Source organism: Deferrisoma sp. (assembly GCF_054681715.1).
This window is the reverse complement of sequence record NZ_BAAHFQ010000051.1, coordinates 1-22135: the sequence shown is the minus strand read 5'-3', so window position 1 is coordinate 22135 and position 22135 is coordinate 1. Positions and strand designations below refer to the sequence as shown.

Below are 22135 nucleotides of genomic sequence, written 5' to 3'. Positions count from 1 at the left end.
CCGAGGCCCCCCAGGGCGCCGCGCCCCCGGCCAGGGCCGCCACCTCGGCCTTGAGCCGCCGGGCCTCCACGGCGGGGGCGGCCGCGCAGGCCGCCTCGCAGGGCCGGTGGCACAGGACCCCGCTCACGGCCGGCAAGGGGTTCGGGCCGAACACGAGGGCCGCGGCCGCGGCCAGATCGCCCCGGGCCAGGGCCTCGGCGTAGGCGCCCGGGTCCTGGCCGAGGGGGCAGGCGGCGCGGCAGGGCGACGCCTCGGCCGTGCCGGCCCGGTTCCACCGGGGGGCGCAGACCCAGTCCCGGTCCTCGCCCAGGGTCTCCAGCACCGAGGCCGGACACGCCCCCCGGCACACCCCGCAGGCCCCGCACCGGGCCGGGTCAATCTCCGGCCGAAACGCCCGGGTCACGGCCCGTCCCCCAGGCCCCGGGCCCGGCGCCATCCGGCGAGCCGGTCCGCCAGGCCCCGGCCCAGGCGCGAGCCCTCCTCCAGGGCCCTTTGGTTGAGGTCCCGCAGCCGCGCCGGCACGCTCTCGGCCACCGCACGGGCCACCGCGTCGGCGGTCACGAGGGCCGTGGCCCCCACCACCGCGCCCAGGAGCACCACGTTGGCCACCTGGGGGCTTCCCAGCCGGTCCCGGGCCGTCTCGACCGCCGGAACGCCCAGGTGGGGCCGGCCGTCGCCGGCCGCGGGCGCCACGGCCCGGTCGGCCACGACCGCGCCGTCGGGCCGGAGCCACGGCCGGTACCGGCCGTAGGCCTCCGGGGCCAGGGCCACCAGGAGATCGGGCTCGGTCACGTGGGGGAAGTCGGCAGGTTCCGGGGCCAGCACCACCCCGGCCCGGCAGGCCGACCCCCGGGCCTGGGCCCCGTAGGACCCGGCCCCGGCGGCCCACAGCCCCTCGGCCACGGCCGCAAGCCCCAGCAGGTGGCCCATGAGGATCACCCCCTGGCCCCCGAACCCGCAGAAGAGGACCTCCACCCGGCCGGTCACGGCACGAACTCCCCGACCACGATCCGGCCGGCCAGCGCCTCGGGCCCCAGGGCCTCGGCCTCCTCCCGCGGCACGATCCGGTCGCGCAACCGCCGGAGGGCCTCGGCCGGGTCGGCCTCGTCGTTTCGCCGGCCGTACTGGGTGGGGCAGGGGCTTACGGCCTCCACGAAGGCGAACCCCGGCGTCCCGATGCCCCGGGCGATGGCCCGGGCCAGGCGGTCGGGCTGGACCACGGCGTACCGGGCCACGTAGGAGGCCCCGGCCGCGGCCACGAGTCGGCAGAGGTCGAAGGGCCGGTGGGGGTTCCCGGCCGGGGTCGTGGCCGTGCGGGCGCCGGCGGGGGTGGTGGCGGCCACCTGGCCCCCGGTCATGCCGTAGATCGCGTTGTTGGCGCACACCACGGTCACGTCGAGGTCCCGGCGGGCCGCTTGGATCAGATGGTTCCCGCCGATGGAGGCGAGGTCGCCGTCGCCGCTCACCACCAGGGTCACGAGTTCCGGGTTGTACATCTTGGCGCCCGTGGCGAAGGCGAGCGCCCGGCCGTGGAGGGTGTGGAGGGTGTCGGCCCGGAGGTGGGGCGAGGGGATCCAGGCCGCGCAGCCGATGCCCGAGACCACGAGGAGCCGGTCTTCGGGCACCCCGGCGAGATCGAGGGCCCGGGCCACGGCCCCCAGGAGGATGCCGTGGCCGCACCCCGGGCAAAACGGGGTCGCCCCGAGCCCTTCCCGCAGCCGGTGGCCGAGGTCCCGGCTCACGGGGCCGCCTCCCGCACCCAGGCCGCCAGGCGGCGCGGATCGATCACCTCGCCGTTCACCTGGTGGAGCCCGGCCACGGGGCACCGGGCGACCTTCCTCACCTCCCCCTCCACCTGGCCCAGGTTCATCTCGGGCACCCCGATCCACCCCACCCGGCCGGCGAGCTCCGCCACCGCCTCCTCGGGGAAGGGCCACAGGGTCTGGAGCCGTAAGAGCCCCACCGGCACCCCCTCGGCCCGGAGCCGGCCAACGGCTGCAAGGGCCGACCGGGCCGTGAACCCGTAGGCCACGAGCGCGATCTCGGCGTCGTCGAGGTGGTGCCCCTCGGTCCGGCAGATCTCGGCCCGGCGGTTCCAGACCTTGCGGTGGAGCCGGGTCACGAGCCGCTCGTGGACCTCGGGGTCCTCGGTGCGGCGCCAGCCCCAGGGGTCGTGGGTGGACCCGGTCACGAGGAGCCGGGCCCCGTCGCCGAAGCAGGGCATGGGCCCCACCCCGTCGGGCTCGTCGGCCCCGAAGGGCGGCCGGGTGGGGTCCCGGTCCCGCAGGGCCACCCGGACCTCGGCCGGCAGGTCGGCCCGCTCCCTCAGGTGGCCCACGGCCTCGTCGGCCAACAGGATCGCCGGCACCCGGAACCGCTCGGCCAGCTCGAAGGCCCGCACGGTGAGGTCGAACATCTCCTGGACCGACCAGGGGGAGAGCGCGATGACCGGGTAGTCGCCGTGGGAGCCCCACCGGGCCTGCTGCACGTCGCCGGCCCCCGGGCGGGTGGCCTGGCCGGTGGAGGGGCCGGCCCGCTGGACGTCGGCGATGACGAGCGGGGTCTCGGTGAAGGCCGCGTACCCCAGGGCCTCCATCATGAGGGAGAACCCCGGGCCGGAGGTGGCGGTCATGCCCTTGGCCCCGGCCCACACCGCCCCGATCACGGCCCCGATGGAGGCGATCTCGTCCTCCATCTGCACGAACACCCGGCCGAGCTCGGCGAACCGTGCGGCCAGGCGCTCCATGATCTCGCTCGAGGGAGTGATGGGGTACCCGGCGTAGAAGTCGCACCCGGCCGCCACGGCGCCCTCGGCCGCGGCCTCGTTGCCCGACAGGTACCGGGGGCCGGGCTCGAAGGGGGCGGGCACGGTGCGCAGGACGATGGCCACGGGGAACTCCGGGGGGGGGACGGTGACGCGTGACCGGTGACGGGTGACCGACGACCGACGACCGACGACCGACGACCGATCCTAATACAGAATCTGGCTCAGGAACAGCTTGGTGCGCTCGTGCCGGGGGTTGTCGAAGAACTCGTGCGGGGTGTTCTCCTCCACGATCTGGCCCGCGTCCATGAAGATGACCCGGTCGGCCACGCTCTTCGCGAACCCCATCTCGTGGGTCACCACCAGCATGGTCATGCCCTCCTCGGCGAGCTCGATCATGACGTCGAGCACCTCCTTGACCATCTCGGGGTCCAGGGCCGAGGTGGGCTCGTCGAAGAGCATGATCTTGGGCTTCATGCACAGGCTCCGGGCGATCGCCACCCGCTGCTGCTGCCCCCCCGAGAGCTGGCCCGGGTACTTCTTGGCCTGGTCGGCGATCCGGACCTTCTCGAGGAAGTGCATGGCCATCTCCTCGGCCTCGCGCTTGGGCATCTTGCGCACCCAGATCGGGCCCAGGGTCAGGTTCTCCAGGATCGTGAGGTGGGGAAACAGGTTGAAGTGCTGGAACACCATGCCCACCTCGGCCCGGATCCGCTCGATGTTCTTCACGTCGTTGGTCAGTTCGATGCCGTCCACGATGATCCGGCCCCGCTGGTGCTTCTCGAGCCGGTTGATGCACCGGATCAGGGTGGACTTGCCCGAGCCCGAGGGCCCGCAGATCACGATCCGCTCCTTGGGGGCCACCTCGAGGTTGATGTCGTTCAGCACGTGCAGATCCCCGAACCACTTGTGCACGTGGATCATCTGGATGATCGCCTCTTCGGGCGATTTGACGGGGGCGGACGCCTCGGGGGCGCGGGCCATCGTGGACCTCCTACCGGGTGCGGCCGGGGGTGAGCTCCCGCTCGAGCCGGCGGCTGTAGCTCGACATGGAGAAGCAGCCCAGGAAATACAACAGCGCCAGGAACAGGTAGGCCTCCGAGCTGAACCCCATCCACTGGGGGTTCGACAGCGTGGCCTTGGTGGTGTTCAGGATCTCGTAGAGCCCGATGATCACGACGAGGGAGGTGTCCTTGAACGCCGACACGAGCACCCCCACCGTGGGCGGGATCACGATCTTGAGGGCCTGGGGCAGGATGATGAGCCGCATGGTCTGCACGTAGTTAAGCCCCAGGGACTCGGCCGCCTCGTACTGCCCCCGGGGGATCGCCTGGAGCCCGCCCCGCACCACCTCGGCGATGTATGCCGCGGTGAAGAGGACGATGGCGGCAAGGGCCCGGAGGATCTTGTTCACGGTCATGCCCTCGGGCAGGAACAGGGGGAACATGACCGACGACATGAAGAGCAGGCTGATGAGCGGCACGCCCCGGATGAGCTCGATGTAGGCCACGCACAGGCTCTTCACGGCCGGCATCCGGGACCGCCGGCCCAGGGCCAGCACCACCCCCAGGGGGTAGGCGGCCACCATGCCGAACACCGAAAGGAGCAGGGTGAGCGGCAGGCCGCTCCATTTCTCGGTCTCGACCACGGGGAGCCCGAACACCCCGCCCCGCATGAGAAACCCCATGGCCACCAGGGCCCCGAACCAGACCCACCCGAGCCGCCGGTTCCACCGGGTGCGCTCCTTGGAATACCACAGGAGCCCCACGAGCATGGCCATGGCCAGGGCCGGCCGCCACTGCTCGGGGTGGGGGTAGAACCCGAAGAGGATGAACCGGAGGTTCTTCGTGACCACCGACCAGCAGGCCCCGCCCCCGGCCCGGCAGGCCTCGGACGTGGAGTACCACAGGGCGTCCCAGAACGCCCACCGCACGAACCCGGGCAGCACCGCGGCCAGGCCCGCCACCGTGATCACGGTGAGGACGGAGTTGTACCAGGTGCTGAAGAGGTTCACCTTCATCCAGCCCCAGGCCCCGAGCCGGGTCGAGGGCGGGCGTATCGTCTGGGCAGGGGCTTCGGCGCTCACCGTTCCACCAGCGCGATCCGCTTGTTGTACCAGTTCATGAAGGCCGAGGTGGACAGGCTGAACATGAGGTACACCACCATGATCAGCACCACCCCCTCGATGGCCTGGCCGGTCTGGTTGATCGTGGTGTTGGCCACCGACACGAAATCCGGAAACCCGATGGCCACCGCCAGCGAAGAGTTCTTCGTGAGGTTGAGCATCTGGCTCGTGAGCGGGGGCACGATGACCCGCAGGGCCTGGGGCAGGATCACCAGGTTCAGGGTCTGGCCCGGGGTGAGCCCCAGGCTCATGGCCGCCTCGGTCTGGCCGTGGCTCACCGACTGGATGCCGGCCCGCACGATCTCGGCCACGAAGGCCGAGGTGTAGAGCACGAGGCCCAGGAGGAGCGCCGCGAACTCGGGGCTCAGGGCGAGCCCGCCCCGGAAGTTGAACCCCTTGAGCACGGGCACGCTCACGGCCGTCGGCGCCCCCCCGAGCCACCACCCGAGAACCGGGAGTCCCACGAGGAGCCCCAGGCCCACCCGAAACGTGGGGAAGATCTTTCCGGTGGCCTCCTGGCGCCGGCGGGCCCACCGGCGGATCGCCCACACGAGCAGGCAGGCCACCAGGAACGCCACGGCCGCCCACCGGTAGGCCGGGTGGCCCTCGGGCACCGGCAGGAGGAGCCCCCGGTTGCACAGATACACCCCGGGCAGGGGGTGCAGGGCCTGGCGGGGCGAGGGCAGGATCTCGTTGAACAGGGCGTACCAAAAGAAGAGCTGCAGGAGCACCGGCACGTCCTGGAGGGCCTCGATGTACCCCCCGGCCAGCCGGGAGACGAGCCAGTTGGACGACAGCCGGGCGATGCCCACGAAGGTGCCCAGGATCACGGTGAGCACGATCCCGATGAACGAGACCCGCAGGGTGTTCAGCACCCCCACCCACAGGGCCTTCAGATACGTGTCGGCCGCCGAGTAGGGGATGGGGGACTCCCCGATCTCGAACCCGGCCTCCCGGCCCAGGAACCCGAACCCGGTGGCGATGTTCTGCCGGGCCAGGTTCGCCTGGACGTTCTGGAACAGGTACCACCCCACCCCGAACGCCACGGCGAGGACCGCGGCCTGGAAGGCCAGGGACCGGAACGCCGGATCGTTCCAGAAGCGGGTGGCGCCGGCGGGGGCGTCAGCGGGTCGGGCCATGGGGTCTCGGAAACGTCGGGGATCGAGGGGCAAGGGAAGGGGCCGGGCGGATGGGCGATCCGCCCGGCCCCGGGGGGATCGTTACTTGAACGGCGGCACGTACATGAGCCCGCCGTCGGTCCACAGGGCGTTGAGGCCCCGCTCCAGCTTGAGCGGGGTGCTGGGGCCGACGTTGCGCTCGAACACCTCGGCGTAGTTGCCCACCTGCTTGATGATGTTGTAGGCCCACTTCTCGTCGAGGCCGAGGGCTTTGCCGTTGCCGGGCGTGACGCCCAGGAACCGCTGGATCTTCGGGTCCTTGCTCTTGAGCATCTCGTCCACGTTCTGCGAGGTGATGCCCATCTCCTCGGCCGCGATCATGGCCATCACGGCGTAGTCCACGATGTCGCGCCACTGCTCGTCGCCGTGGCGCACGGCCGGGGCCAGGGGCTCTTTGGAGATGATCTCGGGCAGGATCACGTAGTCGTCCGGGTTGGGGGCCACGGCCCGGGTGCCGGCGAGCTGGGAGGCGTCGGAGGTGAGCACGTCGCACCGGCCGGCGAAGAAGGTCTTGGCGAGCTCGGCCGTGTTCTCGATCACCACCGGCTTCCACTCCATGTTGTGGGTGCGGAAGAAGTCGGCCGCGTTCATCTCGGTGGTGGTGCCGGGGAGCACGCACACCGTGGCGCCGTCGAGCTCCTTGGCGCTCTTGACCCCGAGCTTCTTGGGCACCATGAAGCCCTGGCCGTCGTAGTAGTTCACATGCACGAAGTCGAGGCCCAGGGCCGTGTCGCGGGTGAGGGTGCGGGTGGCGTTGCGGCACAGGACGTCGATCTCGCCCGACTGGAGCGCCGTGAACCGCTGCACCGCGGTGAGCGGCACCCACTTCACCTTGGAGGCGTCGCCGAACACGGCCGCGGCGATGGCCCGGCCGGTGTCCACGTCGAGCCCCCTCCACACGCCCTTCTCGTCGGGCATGCCGAACCCGAAAAGGCTCCCGTTCACGCCCACGATCACGTATCCTCGGGCGCGCACGGCGTCCAGGGTCTTCCCGGCCAGGGCCGGGCCCGCGGCCAGCACCGCGGCGAGGGTCAGGGTGGCGAGGCGTCGCAGGGTCATGGTCCTCCTCCTTTCCGGGCGCGGGCGCGCCGCGTTCGATGGGAGCCGACTGGGTACCACAGGGACCCACCGTTTGGCAAGGCCAAAGCGTTTTTGATATATGTGAATACTGTCCGGCCTTCATGAACACAGACCGCCGCCGGCAGTAGGCCCCCGGCCCGGCCCCTTGTCAAGGCGAGAAGGAACCTCCATGTCCAACAGCAGGTTGGTTTTGGGCCTGGCCGGGGCGGCCGTGCTCTGGGGCGGCACCTTCGTGGCCGGCCGGGTGCTGGCGGCCGAGGTGCCGCCGGTGGCGGCCGCGTTCGTGCGGTTCGCCCTGGCGGGGGCGGCGCTTGCCGCCCTGGCCCGCCGGGAGGGGGCGGGGCTTCCCCGGGACCGCCGGACCCTGGGGCTCCTCGTCCTCCTCGGGATGACCGGGGTCGCCGGGTACAACCTCCTCTTCTTCACCGGGCTTCGCACCGTGGAGGCCGGCCGGGCCGCGCTCATCATCGCCAACAACCCGGTGGCCATCGCGGCCGGGGCCGCCCTGGTGCTCCGGGAGCCCCTGGGCTGGCGGGCCGGGGTGGGGATCGCCGTGGCCGTGACCGGCGCCGCCGTCATCGTGACCCGGGGCGAGCCCTGGGCCGTGCTCTCGGGGGGCATGGGGTGGGGGGAACTTTGCATCGTAGGGTGCGTGGTGTGCTGGACCGCCTACACCCTGATCGGCCGGGTGGCCCTGCGGGGGGTGACCCCGCTCCAGGCCTCGGCCGGGGCCTGCGTGGCCGGGGCCCTGATTTTGGCCGGGCCGGCCCTGGCGGCCGGGGTGATCCCGAGCCTGCCCCACTGGTCGGCCCGGGCCTGGCTCGCGGCCGGCTACCTGGCGTTCGGGGGCACGGTGCTCGCCTTCGTGTGGTACTACCGGGGGGTCCAGGCCTTCGGCGCGGCCCGGGCCGGGGTGTTCATCAACCTCGTACCCGTGAGCGGGGTGTTTTTCGGCTGGCTCCTCCTGGGGGAGCGGCTCGATCCCTCGGTCTGGGCCGGCGCGGCCCTCGTGGGCGCCGGCATCGCCCTCACCCGCCGGGCGCCCGCCCCGCCTCCTCGAACCGGTTCGTTCTGAGGTTCTTTCGCACCCGGAACGGGTCGAACACCCGGCCGTTCATGGCCAGGTAGACCCCGGGCGGGAGCGTCTGGACCGCGGCCACGGCGAATCCCAGGTTGAACGGGGCGTCGGTGGACCGGAACCGCCCCGGCTGGATCGCGCCGGTGAGCACCACGGTCTTGCCCGGAATCCCGGCCAGGGCCCGGCCCGTCTCGGCCATGGTGTCGGTACCGTGGGTCACCACCACCCGGTCCTCGGGGGCGCGCTCCACGGCCTCGCGGATCCGGGCCCGGTCCTCGGGGGTGATCTCCAGGCTGTCCTTCCGCAGCAGGGGCTCCACCACGTACTCGAACGCCACCCCGGCCTCCCGGAGCACCTCCCCCGCCAGGGGCTCCCCCACCTCGTAGGTGCTCTTGGCGTCGAAGTACACCTTGTCGATGGTGCCCCCCGTGGTGATGAACCGGATCCGCATGGGGCCTCCTATTGCTCCGGCGGCTAAGTAGACACGGTCGGGGGCATGGGGCCTGCTGGAGTGCCGGGCGTGGCTCCTAGAGTCGCTGCATCCGGCGCTCAGCCAACGACTGGGACTCTTCCGGCCAATCGGATCGACGAATATGCCCAGAGTTCCTGAGTGGTTCCGTCCATCCGGCTGAGTGCCGGATGCAGCGTAAGCCGGATGCCGCACTCACGCACGGCCGGAAGCAGGCCCCATGCCCTCGCGATCTCCTTGCGCGCCTCTATTGGCGCCGGGTTAATAATGAAAATGTCTAACCAAGCACGGTTCGCCTCGCCGGACTCGAGGCCGTGAGGCACCAACGGGCCGCTACGCCGCGCCGAGCGGACCGCCGCCCTCCTGTCCCGCTCTCTCAGGAACCAGCTTCTGGGCCCCCGGCCCGCAGCGGTTCCAGGTCCTCCAAGATCCGCCGGATGGACACCGCCCGCATTCCCTCTCCCAGAGGAAACGTGTGGTCCCCCGCATGCACGACATCGAGCCGGTCCAGCCGAAGGGAGTCGAGCGCCGCCCGCATCGAACGGGTCACCCGGGGCGATGTGGTCCGCTTGAACTCGAACCCGAATCGCCGTCGTCCGTGGACCACCAGCAGATCCAGCTCGGCCCCGGCGTGGGTGGCCCAGAAATAGCACGCCTCCGGTTCAGCGCCCAGCCGGGCCACCACCTGCGTCAACGCAAATCCCTCCCAGGACGCGCCGACCTTGGGGTGCCCCTCCACATCCTCCCGGGTTTCCAACCGGAGCAACGTGTGCACCAATCCGCTGTCGACCACGTACACCTTCGGCGCCTTCACCTGGCGTTTCTTGATGTTCTCGTGCCACGGCTGGAGCTGGCGGATCACGAGGGCGCCGGTGAGAAGATCCAGGTAGCGCCGCACGGTCGAGTTCGCCATTCCAAACGATCTCGCGAACTCGGCTCCGTTCCACACCTGCCCGTGGTAATGGGCCAGCATCGTCCAGAAGCGCCTCAACGTGGGTGCCGGAATTCGTATCCCCAGTTGGGGAATGTCGCGCTCCAGAAACGTTCGGACGAACTCCCTGCGCCACCGGGCGCTCTCCTCCTCCGTGGCGGCCAGAAACGACCGGGGAAATCCGCCGCGGATCCACAGCCGGTCGCAGGTGTCCGGCCCCACCTCGTCGAGGGTGAAGCCCGTCAACTCATGGAACGCGATGCGGCCCGCGAGGGTTTCGGAGGACTGCCGAAGGAGATCGGGTGAGGCGCTTCCCAACACGAGGAACCGGGTCTTTGCCCCGGGCCGGTCCACCAGGACCCTGAGCACCGGAAACAGGTCGGGCTTGCGCTGGATCTCGTCGATCACCACAAGCCCCTCCAGCCGCCCCAGCGCGAGCTTCGGGTCTTCCAACCGGGCGAGGTCCTCGGGATCTTCCAGATCGAACCGGGCCACCGGCCCCCCGGCACGCTCCGCCACGGCGCGCGCGAGCGTGGTTTTTCCCACCTGCCGCGCGCCCAGGATCGCCACCACGGGATGCTGGGAGAGCAGGGCTTCGACCTGCGCCATGTGCCGTTCGCGCCGAATCATGGCGCGAGTTTACCTTGAAATCCTTTCACCTTCCAGCCTATTTTCAAGCGTAATGGGGGCCGCCCTCGTGTTCACGGCACAAGGCTGCGGAGCCGCGCGCGGATCTCCCGGATCACCCGGTTGCGGTCGTAGCGGGGGGCGAGGAGCCGGTCGCCCAGGGTGTCGCCCACCAGGCGGTGGAGCACGGTGCGGGGGGGAAGCCGGCGGACGAACGCCGCGGCCCGTTCGATGTAGGCGTCTTCGGGAAGGAGGGCCACCTCGCCCCGGCGCCAGAGGGCCGCGAGCGGCGTGCCCTCCACCACCGCGAGCTGGTGGAGCTTCACCCCCTCGACCCCGAGGTCGGCGAGAAACGAGGCGGTGTGGGCCTCGTCCTCGGGCGCCTCGCCGGGAAGGCCCAGGATCACGTGGGCGCAGGCGAGAAGCCCCCGCTCCCGGGCCCTCCGGACGGCGTCGGCAAAGGCCCCGGCGGTGTGGCCCCGGCCGAGCCGCCGGAGGGTCTCGTCCCGGGCCGACTGGAGCCCGAGCTCGAGCCAGATCTCCCACCGGTCCCGGTACCCCGCCAGGAGGTCGAGCACCGGGTCGGGCACGCAGTCGGGCCGGGTGCCCACACACAGGGCCACCACCTCGGGAAACGCCCGGCAGGCGTCCCAGAGGGCCTTCAGGACCGGCAGCGGGGCGTGGGTGTTCGTGTGGGGCTGGAAGTAGGCGGCCGCCCGGGTCACCCCCCGGGCCCGCAGCCGCTCGATCCCGGCCGCGAGCTGCTCGGCCACGGGCCGGGGATCGCCCGCGCTCGGGGCGAACGAGGCCGGGTCGCAAAACAGGCACCCCCCCGTGCCCACGGTGCCGTCCCGGTTGGGGCACGAGAGCCCGGCGTCCAGGCTCACCCGCCGCACCTCCCCCCCGAACCGGGCCTTCCAGTACCGCCCCGCCCCGGGATAACGGTCGAATATCAACGGGCCCGCTCCTCACTCGGCCAGTTTCGGCGCCCGTGACACCCGCAAGCGCGGTACCCCAAAGCAACCGGGGGCCGTGGGAGTTCTCCCCGCGGCCCCGGTTGCGTCAGGCAGACTACCCGGCCAAACCGGCTACTGCGAGAGGCCCACCGTCACGGACGTCGCCCCGTACGGGATCGTCAGCGTTCCCGTGTCCCCCGGGCTTCCGGTCGGCGTGACCTTTAGGGTGCAGTCCCCGGTCCCATTTACCGGACTCAGCTCCTGGCCCGAACACCCGTCTTCCGAACGGGTGAAGTTCCCGGTGACCGACACGGGGTCCAAGGTAACCGATCCTCCGCTCACGTTCGACACGGTGAAAAGCTGCTCACTCTTGCCGGTCGCGGCGAAATCGTACGCCGCCGGCACCTCCCCGGTGAGCGGGAACACCCCGAGGGCTGTCCCCTTGCCGGAAAGGGGCAACTCCAGATCGGCCCCGCTATTGCTCACGACCGTCAGGTCCCCGCCATACTCCGCCCCATTCGCGTCCGGCAGGAACCGCAGGTCGATGGTGCATGTGTTTCCTGGCCCAATCGGTGCGCTCGTGCAATCCTCCGCGTCCACCTGCCAGTTGGTAGGCGGAGTCACCGCACTGATCGTGTAATTGGTCGACGCGTGGGTGTTGGTGACTTCGAAGGTTTGCACAGCTCCCCAACCGCCGATCGGGGCCAGTCCGTAGTCAAAAACGAATCCCGCGGAGGTGTCGTCAAACGCCGGATGGTTCGAGGGATCATCGGGCGCGATCACCAGCGCCCGCGCCGTGACACTCGCGTCGATCTCTAGGGTGGTGCCGTACGTCGTCTCTTGGATCCGCACCGTGTCGGTCTGAACACCCGGCCCCGTTGGCGCGGCCTCCACCGTTACGGCGCAGGTCCCGCCCGCTCCGATCGGTGCAGTCGTGCAATCGTCTGACACAGCGAAATGGGTGCCGTCGGCCAAGGTCACGGAACCGATGACAACGGGGGTCGCACCGTCATTATTGGTGATCGTGATGATTTTTGTGTAGCTTCCGACCGCGGGGTTCAGTCGCACCTGCGCCCAGTCGTCGTCGAAATCGTACGTCAACGGCAGATCCTCCGGGTTCCCGCCCGGAGTGTCGGACGAAAGGGGCGTGGGGGTGGCCTTCAGCGCCACGTTGGCGGTGGAACCGTCCGTAAGGGTGATGGGCAGATTTCCAGATAGCACCCCCCCAAGGTCGCTTTGGGCCAACGTCGCGTCAACGACCAAAGTGCACGAATCGGCGGAATCGCCATTTGCCTCCAAGCTGGCTCCGGTGCACGTGTCCGTACCGCCCCTAACCGTGAACTTGGAGTTGTCCGGGGGCCCCACGGCGGAGATGCCGACCGGGTCGGTGGAGTAGTTTCTCAGCGTCACCACGGCGCCGTACGAGTTGCCGTCCACCGGCACGACTCCAAGATCCACGCTGTTGGCCGGCACGCCCCCGTCGTTCACCGCCACGGGGAACGGAGCGCCCTTTAGCACCTTCGAGATCGTCCCCGTGTCGCTCCCATCGTCCCACCCGATCTCCAAGGTATCGCTGTCCGGGGGCGAACCGAAGCCCGACCCGTAGTCGGGCGTGTAGGTCACCACCACGCTGCACCGTTCGTTCGGGTCGAGCACCGCGTTCTCACAGTTCTCCGGCCCGATTTCAAACACAGCGTTGGTCGCCAGCCCCACCGAGGTCACCGTCACGGGCTTCCCGGCCACGTTCTCAAAGGTGAAAGTGAACCGCGCACTTCCCGTCGTCTGGTCCACGATGCCGAAATCGTAAGCTGGCGTGCCGTCGCTGCCGTCCCACGTCCCTGCCAGTGGTTCCGGCTTGACCGGGACCTGAACCGTGAACGCCAAGGCACCGGAGACCACGGTCACCGTATCCGACACGTCGTACGCCCCCGGCGCCGTCACGGAGAACGAACAAGTGGCTCCATGGTCTAGCTTCGCTCCACACGTACCCGGATCCAGAACGAACCCGTTGGAGGTGATGATCAGCGGGTTCGCCCCGAAATCGATCTCGGCCCCGCCGGTGTTCATCACGTGAAAGGTCACACCCTCGGAGGGCTCGAAGGTCACGGTGCTGCCGTCGTACACCCCTTCGCCGCCGCTGGACGTCTCCCGGCTCACCAGAGGCACAGCCGCCGCCCCGGTGCCGTCGAGGCAGCCGGTCTCCCCGTTCAGGGTGACGCACAACTGCAGGTCCGGCCGGGCTCCCGCGGCGTTCGGGGAGGTATACGCCCACCGGTAAGTCGAGGCGATCCACCCGACCACGTCCAGAATGCCCTGGTACAACCCCTGCGGGGTGGTGGCCGACGCGTGGGTGCCGCCGAACGGCTGGCCCGAACTCAACCCCGTCAGATTCCCCTCGAAAGCCGGAGCCGGGTTGAGCGCCAGCGTGTGGACCACTGTTCGTCGGTTAGTGATCACCGCCTGGGTGGAGGCCAGGTCGTTCGTGGCCCCCGGTGCGTTGTGGATCCCGTCCGACAGCACCACGAGGATCTTCTGGTGGCTGTCGTCAGTGGTGATCAGCCCTTCGATCGGGTCGAAGAGGTTCGTGTCGCCGCCGTCCGGGGTGATGGCCGAGGCGCTCCCAAAGCCGGTACCGGTGGTCTGGCCGTCGATCCGGGTGAAGCTCACGAGAACGCGGGGCAGCCCGGCCAGGGCGTTCTCGAGCAACCGGGCCGCCTCCCGGTACGCCCAGAACGAGCCCGATGCCACCGCCGTGTTCGAGCCGTCCACCAGCACCTCCACCTCGAGATTCAGCCGGTCGACGACCGCCTCATCCCACACCGAGCCGTCGGACTCGGAAATCGTGACCGCCTCGGTCGGCAGCCCCAGGTACCGGGTGACACGGGACAGGGTATTCCCCGCTCGGTCCGGCGCCGTCACCTGGAACAAAAACACATCGTCTTGCTCCGGGTTCCCCAGGTCCAACTGCACGATGTCCTTTGCCATGGCGGCTCCGGCCAACAGGATGGTAGGCGCGGGCGGGCCGGGCCACCACGGGCTCAGGGCGAACGTTGCCGCCGGGCTCGTGACCCCCGCCAAAGTGGCCGTGACGGCAATGGTGTGGTCCGAGGTCTTGTCGGGCTGGGTCAGCCGCACCGTGTACACCGGATCGATGTCCGTGGCGACCTGCGCGGCAATGCGGTTGAACCCTGCGTACCCCTCGCCGCCCCGCTGCACGTCCACCACACCGGTCACTCCGTCCAGGTCTGTGGTGCCGGGCGTTACGGCGTACACCACCCCGTAGAGCCGGGCTCCGTAGGTGCTGATCGCCGACTCCAGCGCCGAAAGGCTGCCCGGATCGCTGGCGTCGTCGTCTCCGGTTTCCGAGAACACCACCACCACGTCGTTCCGCGTCTCGTCGAACGAATCCGGGGCGCCGTCCACGGCCCGTTTCAGGGCTTCGTACATGCGGTGCGCATCCTGGGTGCCCTTCGTCGCGCTGGCCGGATCGCTGCCCACGTTTTGGATCTCGTCGTCGTAGGTGTACACCGTCACGTGCACGTCCGCCCACGCGCTCAGGGCCGAAACGAGAACCGATGCGTCGTTCAACATCTCGTTGAACGAGCCGTTTCCGCTAGCCGCGTCGATCACGATCCCCAGGTTCAGGGCACCGTACCGCTCGAACTCAACCGGGTCGGGGGCCGGCGCCCCGTCCACCGTCACCGAGAGGGCGTTGGTGTCGATCCCCACGATCGGGTCGCCGGCGTCGTCTCGCACCTCGAACAGGATGGTCGCCTCGGTGGTGTCGGACCGTGCCAGGATCTGGGTGTTGGCGATGACGAGGGACCCGGGCGCGCTCGTCGCGGAAACAGCGACCGAGGTTGAGGCCTGATCCGGATCGTTCGAGGAGATCGTGAGAGTGGCCTTTTTTGATCCGTAGGACATCGGCGCGAACGTGACATGCACCTCGCACGTGCCGCCCGCCGCAACGCTCGACCCCGTGCAGGTCTCCGACGCGATCACGAACTCCGCCGCGTCCGCCCCCGCCAGCGTCACCGACGACACCGCCAGGTCCAGGTTCCCCTCGTTCGTCACCGTCAGCGTCGCCGCCGCCGACTCCGACCCCGGCGCCGTGTCCGCCAACGACAGCGTCGCCGGGCTCACCGACACGTCCGGCGCCTGCCCCGTCCCCGAAAGCGACACCGTCACCGTCCCCTCGTCCGGGTCGTCCGTGGTGATCGTCAGCGTCCCCGTCCGGGCGCCATGCGACGCCGGCGCAAAGCTCACCCTCACCTCGCATGACGCCCCCGCCGCCAGCGTCGCCCCGCACGTCGTCGTGATCGGGAACTCCTCCTCCGAACTCGTCGTCACCGACGTGATCGAAAGCGCCGACGTCCCCTCGTTCGTGACCGTCACCACCTCCGGCCCCGCCGTCTCGCCCACCGCCGTGGCCCCAAACGTCACCGTCGCCGGGGCCACCGCGATGTCCGGCTCCACCCCCGTCGCCGTGAGCGTCACCTCCAACGGGTTCTCGTCCGGGTCGTCCGACGCGATCGCCAGCGTCCCCGTCAGGGCCCCCAGCGCCCCGGGCGTCACCGTAAGTTTCACCTCGCAGCTCTCGCCCTGCGCCAGGGTCTGGCCCCCGCACCCGTCCGTGCCGATCGCAAACCCCGCGCCCGACACCGTCACCGCGCCCAGCACCAGGTCCGCCGCCCCCGTGTTCGTCACCGTCACCGTCTGCTCGGCGCTCGTCTCGCCCTTGCGCACGTCCCCAAACGACACGGTCGCCGGGCTCACCGCGATGTCCGGCACGATCCCCGTCCCCGTCAGCGTCACCGGAAACTCCGGCGCCGTCGGGTCGTTCGACGCCACCACCAGCTGCGCCGTGCGCGTGCCCTGGTCCGACGGCGTGAACGTCAGGTTCACCGTGCAGGTGTCACCCGTCGCCAGGCCGTCCGGATCCGTCGTGCACGTTTCGCTCGACACCGCAAACTCGCCCGCCGGGTCCACCGACACCGAGGTCACGGTGAGCGTCCCGTCCCCGTTGTTCGTCACCGTCACCACGCCGGAGGTCGACTCGTCCACCTTCACCGATCCAAACGCGCTCGTCACCTCCACCGCGATGTCCGCCACCTGCCCCGCCCCCGTCACCTCCGCCGTCACCTCCGGCGTCGCGGGCGAGGTCGTCGCCACGGTGAGGGCGCTCGCAAGCGCAAGCGACCCCACCGCCGGCGCGTACGACACCGTCACGGTGCACGTCCCGCCCACGGCCACCGGCGCCGCCGTGCAGGTCTCACCCGTCACTTCGAGCGTCGCGTCCCCGACGCTCACCCCCGTCACCACGAGCGCCTGGTCCCCCGTGTTCCTCACCGTGAAGGTCCGCTCCGCGGGCGTCGCCCCCACCAAAACCGACCCAAAGTCGTGGCTAGCCGGCTCGATCGACGCCGCCCCCACCAGCGACCCCTGGGCCTCTTCGCCCCGGTAGCTCATCTGGAGTTCCACCCCCGCCACCGGGCCCACCCCCGCCGGCGGGTGGTACCGCAGCCGGTAGAGCCCGCTCAGGGCGTCCGCCACGTTGAGCGCCTGCCCGTAGAGTTCCTGCGCGCTCAATGCCTCCCAGTACGCGCCCCCCACGTTCACGTCGTCGCTCAGGCCCCGGAGCGTCGCGGCGTCCACCGAGCTTCCGTACCCCAGCGCGTGCACCACCACGCCCTTGCTCCGAAGCTCCGCCTGCACCTCGGCCAGCGCCGCCGTGCTCTGGTTGTCCCGCCCGTCCGTGAGCAGCACCACCACCCGACGGCTCGCCGCCACCGTGCGAATCCCATCCAGGAGCTTCGTGAACCCCGCGTCCTCCACCGACGCCGTCAGCTCCTCCACCGACCCCACCGGGCTCGCGCCGCTCCCGTCCACCCGGTAGAGCGTTACTGTGGCCTCGGTCTGCTCCCCCAGCGCCGCCACCAAAAGCCGCGCCGCCTCCCGGTACTCCGCCAGCACCGACGCCTGCGACACGCTCTCGCTCGTGTCCACCACCACCGCCACGTCCAGCGGCTCCCGCTCGAACCACACTTCCTCGTCCGCCACGAACGAAAACGCCGTCGACCGAAGCCCGCTCAGCGGATTGGCCAAAACCTGCGCCTCCACCAGCGCCAGCACCCCGTCGCTCCCCACCTCCGGCTCCAGCGGCCAGGCGTCCGCGTCGAGCGACGTGGTGAACGAAAGCCCACCCACCGGCGGCTCCACCGGCGCGATCGGGTGCACCAGCTCGTCGCTCGCCACCCCCGTCACGGTCGCCGTGATCCCCAGGTCATGCGCCGCCGCCCGGTCCGGCTGCCGGAAGTAGAGCGCGTACGACGCCTCCACCGCCCCCAGAAGCGCCGCGTACACGTCGTTCTCCGCCCTCGGGTCGCCCCCCGCCACCACCGTCACGTCCGTCGAAATCGAGGCCAGGTCCGTGGCCCCCAGATCCGCCACGTCCCCGTACACCAGCCCGTACACCCTCTTCCCGCCGGCCACCGCCGCCTCAACCGCCGTGAGCGCCGCCGGGTCGCTGTGGTTGTCTTCCCCGTCCCCCGTCAGCACCACCACCAGGTCCTGCGCCGGGCCGTCCACCCCGGCCCCCTCCAGGGCCGCCCACAGCCCCTCGTACAGGCTCTTCCAGCCCCCCGCCTGCTCCGAGGCCGCCGACGCCGACCCCAGCCGGCGCACCTCGGCCCCGTAGCCGTAGTACACCGCGTTCACGTCGCCCCCCGTCACCGCCTCCAGGTACGCCACCAGCTCCTCCGCGGCCCCCTGGAGCATCGGCAGCACCGCCCCGTCGCTCTCGTCGATCACCACCGCCAGGTCAAGCGCCGCCTGCCCGATGAGCTCCGCGCTCGTAAAGTCCCCCGCGTCCGCCCCGTCCAGGGTCAGCGTCAGGTCCCCAAGGCCCAACCCCAGCACCGGCACCGGCGTCGTGCCCGACGTGTCCTCCGCCGTGAAGTCCACCCGCACCAGCGTCCCGTCCCCCCACTGGAACGAGCCCGTCTCCGTGAGCGTCACGTCCCCCACCGGGCTCGTGGCCGTCACCTCAACCACCACCTCCGGCTCGTCCGGGTCGTCGGTCGCAAGGCGCACCTCGGCCGTCTTCGCCCCGTACCACCGCGGCGCGAACACCACCTGCACCTCGCACGTGCCGTCCGCCGCAACGCTCGCCCCCGTGCAGGTCTCCGACGCGATCACGAACTCCGCCGCGTCCGCCCCCGCCAGCGTCACCGACGACACCGTCAGCGCCAGGTTCCCCTCGTTCGTCACCGTCAGCGTCCCCGCCGCCGACTCCGACCCCGGCGCCGTGTCCGCCAGCGACAGCGTCGCCGGGCTCACCGACACGTCCGGCGCCTGCCCCGTCCCCGAAAGCGACACCGTCACCGTCGCCTCGTCCGGGTCGTTCGTGGTGATCGTCAGCGTCCCCGTCCGGGTGCCGTGGCCGGAGGGGTTGAACTCCACCGTGATCCCGCAGGGCTCGCCGTCGGGGGCCACCGTGTTCCCCGAGCACCCGTCCTCGAGGATCCGGAAATCCGCCCCCGAAACGCTCGCCGACGAAACCGACAGCGTGCCCTCCCCCTCGTTTCGCACCGACACCTGGACCGTGTTGCGCTCCCCCACCCGGGTCGGCAGGATCGCGCCGATGTCCCAGGCCACATCCGGTTCCAGCACCTTGGCTGTAACGGTGACGGTCTCGGCCTGGCCGTCCGGGGCGTTCCAGGTGAGCGTGACCCTCGCCGGCGCGTCGTCGTCCGCGTAGGACGTGGGGCTGAAGGTCACCTTGGCCGTGCAGCTCCCCCCCGGCGCCACCGCCTCGCACCCCTCCAGCGCCACATCGAACGGCCCGTCCGCCGGCTCCACCGCCGCCGCCGTCACCTTCAGCGTGCCCTCGCCCGTGTTCTCGAGCGGGATCTCCACCGTGGCCTCCGCCCCCACCTCGGCCGCCGGCGCGTCGAACGTCCCCACCGTCAGGGCGGGCTCCAGCACCTTGGCGGCAACGTTGACGGTCTTGGCCTCGCCGTCCGGGGCGTTCCAGGTGAGCGTGACCCTCGCCGGCGCGTCGTCGTCCGCGTAGGACGTGGGGCTGAAGGTCACCCTGGCCGTGCAGCTCCCCCCCGGCGCCACCGCCTCGCACCCCTCCAGCGCCACATCGAACGGCCCGTCCGCCGGCTCCACCGCCGCCGCCGTCACCTTCAGCGTGCCCTCGCCCGTGTTTTCGAGCGGGATCTCCACCGTGGCCTCCGCCCCCACCTCGGCCGCCGGCGCGACGAACGTCCCCACCGCGAGGGCCGGCTCGAGCGCCGCCCCCCGGAGCGCCACGGTGAACGAGCCGTCGTCGGGATCGTTGGTGGTGAGAGTGAGGGTGGCGCCCTGCTCCCCGTAGCCCGTGGGGACGAACGTGACCTCCACGGTGCACGCCTCGCCCTCGGCGAGGCCCGCGCACCCCTCGTCCTCGGCGTCTCTGAGGGTCACCGCGAACGGTCCGCCCGCCGGCTCGATCGCCGCGGAGACCGAGAGCAGGCCTTTCCCGACATTGGCCACGGTGAACGTCCGGGCCACCGCCGCGCCGACGTTCGTGCTTCCGAGATCCAGGGCCGGCGTTTCGCTCCCCTCCGGTGTATCCACTTCTCGCAGTTCCGCGACCGGTATGACGCCCTCGCCTTCGAGCGCAATCGTCTCGGACCCCTGGTCGGGATCGTTGGTGGTGAGGGTGAGGCTGCCCTCGTAGCCCCCCGCCACCGTGGGTGCAAACCGGACCGTGATGTCCCGGGTCTGCCCCGGAACCAACGTCGCCTCCTCCGGGGTCACGGTGAACGCTGGGCTCGACGTCTCGAACCCCAGCGAGAGATCTGCGTTTCCGTCGTTCTTGACGGTGAGCGTCTGTTCCGCCGTGGACCCGATCGTGGTCTCGCCGAAGTCGATCTTGAGATCGTTGGGGGAAACCACGGCGACCTTGGGGGCGACGCCTGTCCCCGTGAGCACGACGGTCCCCTCCGGGTATTCCGGGTCGTTGGTGGTCACCGAAAGGGAGGCCTCGTACGCCACCCGCGCCGTGGGGCTGAACGTGACCGTTATGGAGCACGCCTCACCCGGGGACACCGCACCGCAGTTTTCCCCGAGGGCGACCTCAAACGGCGCGGCCTCGGCCTCCTCGTCCCCGAGAACCACCGAGGGCCCGCTCACCTCGAGGACCCCGGGGCCGTCGTTTTGGATCGTCGCCGTCAGGGTTTTCTTCTCCCCCAACCGGACCTGCCCGAAGTCCAGGGAGGAGGAGACCACCTCCGCGCTCGGGGGATCCGCCACCACGCACCGGATGCTCGCCGAGAGCGTGGTCCCGTCCAAGGTCACCCTCACGGTCGCCGTGTCCGTGCCTTGCGCCTCCGGGGTGAACGCGACCTTCACCGTGCACGACGCCCCCGCCTCCAGCACGCCCCCGACCGGCGGACAGGTCGTCTCGGCGAGGGAAAAGCCGGCCGCCGCGTCAACGAGCGCGATCTCGTCCACCCTGTGGGGGGTATCGCTGAGGTTCGTGACCTCCAGCGTGACGCTTTGGGCGTACCCCACAAACGCCGCGGTCTCCACGAGCTTGGGCGAAACCGAGAACCCCGCCTCGGCCGCACTGGGCTCCTCGGGGGGTGGGATGACGCTTCCCGAGTCCCCTCCGCTCGTGCCGCACCCCACCAGCGTGCCCGCCACCAAGGCGATAGCCAAAAACCGGCCCATGTGTTCCCGCATCGAGCGCATACCCGTCCTCCCTGGAACATCCAATGGCGACAGCTTCGTTTTCCCGGCGAAAGGTCACACGGTCAGAGGTCGTACCAGCGCACGCCCAGCGTCACGCCGAAGGTCCATCCCCCCGCGTTCACGTCGGCCCCGAACAGCCTCACCGGCACGTATTCGTACCGCACGAACCCCCCGAGACTCAGATTGGGGAGGGGGTACAGATACACCCCGGCGTCTCCCCACCCACCAAGGGCCCGATCGTCGTCCGATTTCCCGTTTGCGCTGAGATCCACCGAGAGAAAACTGCCGCCCAGGCCCGCGAAAGGCGACACAAATTTGGAAAGGTCGTACCAGACCTTCCTCACCCCGACCGCCGCCTCGAACAACTCGGCGTCCGCATCCCCCCCTTCGTCGGTGCTGCCCTCGTCGCTGGACCACAGGAACCGCGCCACCCAGCCGACCAACCACTCGTTTTTCGACGTGTCGATTTCCACGCCGTAGAGCCAGTGGTTCTCAACGGGTGCCCAGTCGGCAGAATCCAACCGTCGCACGCCCATCGCCAGCGTGGCGTTGCCCGTGTAGATGTAGTCCTCGGGCTCCGGGAACAACGACGCGAAGGAAAATGCCATCGAAGGACTAGGGAACAGGCTGACAGCGACCAGGGCGCCTACGACCAGCCCGCCCAACAGCCCACGACTCTGTGCTCGTATCCCGAGACGGTCCATCCGAATCCTCCTGTTACGACGCAAAACCCAGAGAACGCCGCCCCCCCAAACGGAAGAGCCAGGCGAAGGCCGAACGGATCCCGCCGTCCTCTTCAAAATTGCGAAGAAGAACGCGAAAGGGCGTCAAATACCGAGGTGGGGAAAATGGGAAGAATCGCTCCGCGCGATCGCGCGGATACGAAGGAGGGCGATGCAGGCTCGGCTTGCCGTGTGCCCCTCGCATGCGGGTATACCTCCCTGTGTGCAACGAGGAACGCCGTCACGTCCTCGCGACAATGTATACCCGCTCCCCCCGCCACACGCGGAAACGAAGGACAAGCTGGAGGGTCCCCGCGGGTTCCACTGCTGTCCAAAAACGAATAACAGAGGTCCCGGGAAGTGCCCGGAGAGGGCCTTCTGCCGCGGTTTGGGGCGGTCATCCTACACCGCCGTGCGATTCAGCTGTCCAACATCGAACCCCGGCAGCGTGAGCTGGGGGT

The 22135-nt window shown here is 70.3% G+C and carries 13 protein-coding genes and 1 pseudogene; 1 reads left to right on the top strand and 13 read right to left on the bottom strand.

Annotated elements, in window-relative coordinates; translation table 11 throughout:
- The 8 genes and pseudogenes from ACY0I8_RS09195 to ACY0I8_RS09160 form a co-directional block, all read right to left on the bottom strand.
- Nucleotides 1–403: pseudogene (locus tag ACY0I8_RS09195) on the bottom strand (hypothetical protein); the annotation flags it as partial.
- Complete coding sequence (locus ACY0I8_RS09190) at nt 400–987, bottom strand: 2-oxoacid:acceptor oxidoreductase family protein (protein ID WP_461394481.1); 588 nt, start codon at nt 985–987, stop codon at nt 400–402. The gene ACY0I8_RS09190 and the pseudogene ACY0I8_RS09195, both read right to left, overlap by 4 nt.
- Nucleotides 984–1742: a thiamine pyrophosphate-dependent enzyme gene (locus tag ACY0I8_RS09185; RefSeq protein ID WP_461394480.1), complete on the bottom strand. Its 759-nt coding sequence runs from the start codon at nt 1740–1742 to the stop codon at nt 984–986. Before ACY0I8_RS09185 ends, ACY0I8_RS09190 begins: the two co-directional genes overlap by 4 nt.
- Nucleotides 1739–2890 (bottom strand): 2-oxoacid:acceptor oxidoreductase subunit alpha, encoded by a 1152-nt coding sequence (locus tag ACY0I8_RS09180; protein WP_461394479.1) that lies wholly within the window; start codon nt 2888–2890, stop codon nt 1739–1741. Before ACY0I8_RS09180 ends, ACY0I8_RS09185 begins: the two co-directional genes overlap by 4 nt.
- Nucleotides 2891–2971: 81 nt before the next feature.
- Nucleotides 2972–3748, bottom strand: a complete 777-nt coding sequence (locus tag ACY0I8_RS09175; protein ID WP_459939804.1) for an amino acid ABC transporter ATP-binding protein — start codon at nt 3746–3748, stop codon at nt 2972–2974.
- A 10-nt stretch (nt 3749–3758) separates the two neighbouring features.
- Nucleotides 3759–4850, bottom strand: coding sequence for an amino acid ABC transporter permease (locus ACY0I8_RS09170; RefSeq protein WP_461394478.1), 1092 nt, complete (start codon nt 4848–4850; stop codon nt 3759–3761).
- Nucleotides 4847–6028 carry an amino acid ABC transporter permease gene (locus ACY0I8_RS09165; protein WP_461394477.1) on the bottom strand — a complete coding sequence of 394 codons (1182 nt, stop codon included), beginning with the start codon at nt 6026–6028 and terminating at the stop codon, nt 4847–4849. The genes ACY0I8_RS09170 and ACY0I8_RS09165 overlap by 4 nt, the downstream gene beginning before the upstream one ends.
- An 81-nt stretch (nt 6029–6109) precedes the next feature.
- A complete protein-coding gene (locus ACY0I8_RS09160; protein ID WP_461394476.1) occupies nt 6110–7126 on the bottom strand; it encodes an amino acid ABC transporter substrate-binding protein in 1017 nt (338 codons plus the stop codon).
- A gap of 190 nt (nt 7127–7316) precedes the next feature.
- Between ACY0I8_RS09160 and ACY0I8_RS09155 the strand changes: the two genes are divergently transcribed.
- On the top strand, nt 7317–8222 hold the full coding sequence (locus ACY0I8_RS09155) for a DMT family transporter (protein WP_461394475.1): 906 nt from the start codon (nt 7317–7319) through the stop codon (nt 8220–8222).
- Here ACY0I8_RS09155 and ACY0I8_RS09150 read toward each other — a convergent pair.
- The 5 genes from ACY0I8_RS09150 to ACY0I8_RS09130 all read right to left on the bottom strand — a co-directional run bounded on the left by ACY0I8_RS09150 (nt 8176) and on the right by ACY0I8_RS09130 (nt 21656).
- Nucleotides 8176–8676: an asparaginase domain-containing protein gene (locus ACY0I8_RS09150; protein ID WP_461394474.1), complete on the bottom strand. Its 501-nt coding sequence runs from the start codon at nt 8674–8676 to the stop codon at nt 8176–8178. The genes ACY0I8_RS09155 and ACY0I8_RS09150 overlap by 47 nt on opposite strands.
- Before the next feature lie 394 nt (nt 8677–9070).
- On the bottom strand, nt 9071–10255 hold the full coding sequence (locus ACY0I8_RS09145) for an ATP-binding protein (RefSeq protein ID WP_461394473.1): 1185 nt from the start codon (nt 10253–10255) through the stop codon (nt 9071–9073).
- Nucleotides 10256–10326: 71 nt separating this feature from the next.
- Nucleotides 10327–11208 carry a tRNA modification radical SAM protein MnmL/YtqA gene (gene mnmL / locus ACY0I8_RS09140; protein WP_461394472.1) on the bottom strand — a complete coding sequence of 294 codons (882 nt, stop codon included), beginning with the start codon at nt 11206–11208 and terminating at the stop codon, nt 10327–10329.
- Between the two features lie 132 nt (nt 11209–11340).
- The gene (locus tag ACY0I8_RS09135; protein WP_461394471.1) at nt 11341–20952 is read right to left on the bottom strand and encodes a choice-of-anchor D domain-containing protein; all 9612 of its coding nucleotides are present in this window, start codon (nt 20950–20952) and stop codon (nt 11341–11343) included.
- Between the two features lie 62 nt (nt 20953–21014).
- A complete protein-coding gene (locus tag ACY0I8_RS09130) occupies nt 21015–21656 on the bottom strand; it encodes an outer membrane beta-barrel protein (RefSeq protein WP_461394470.1) in 642 nt (213 codons plus the stop codon).
- Nucleotides 21657–22135 lie beyond the last annotated feature (479 nt).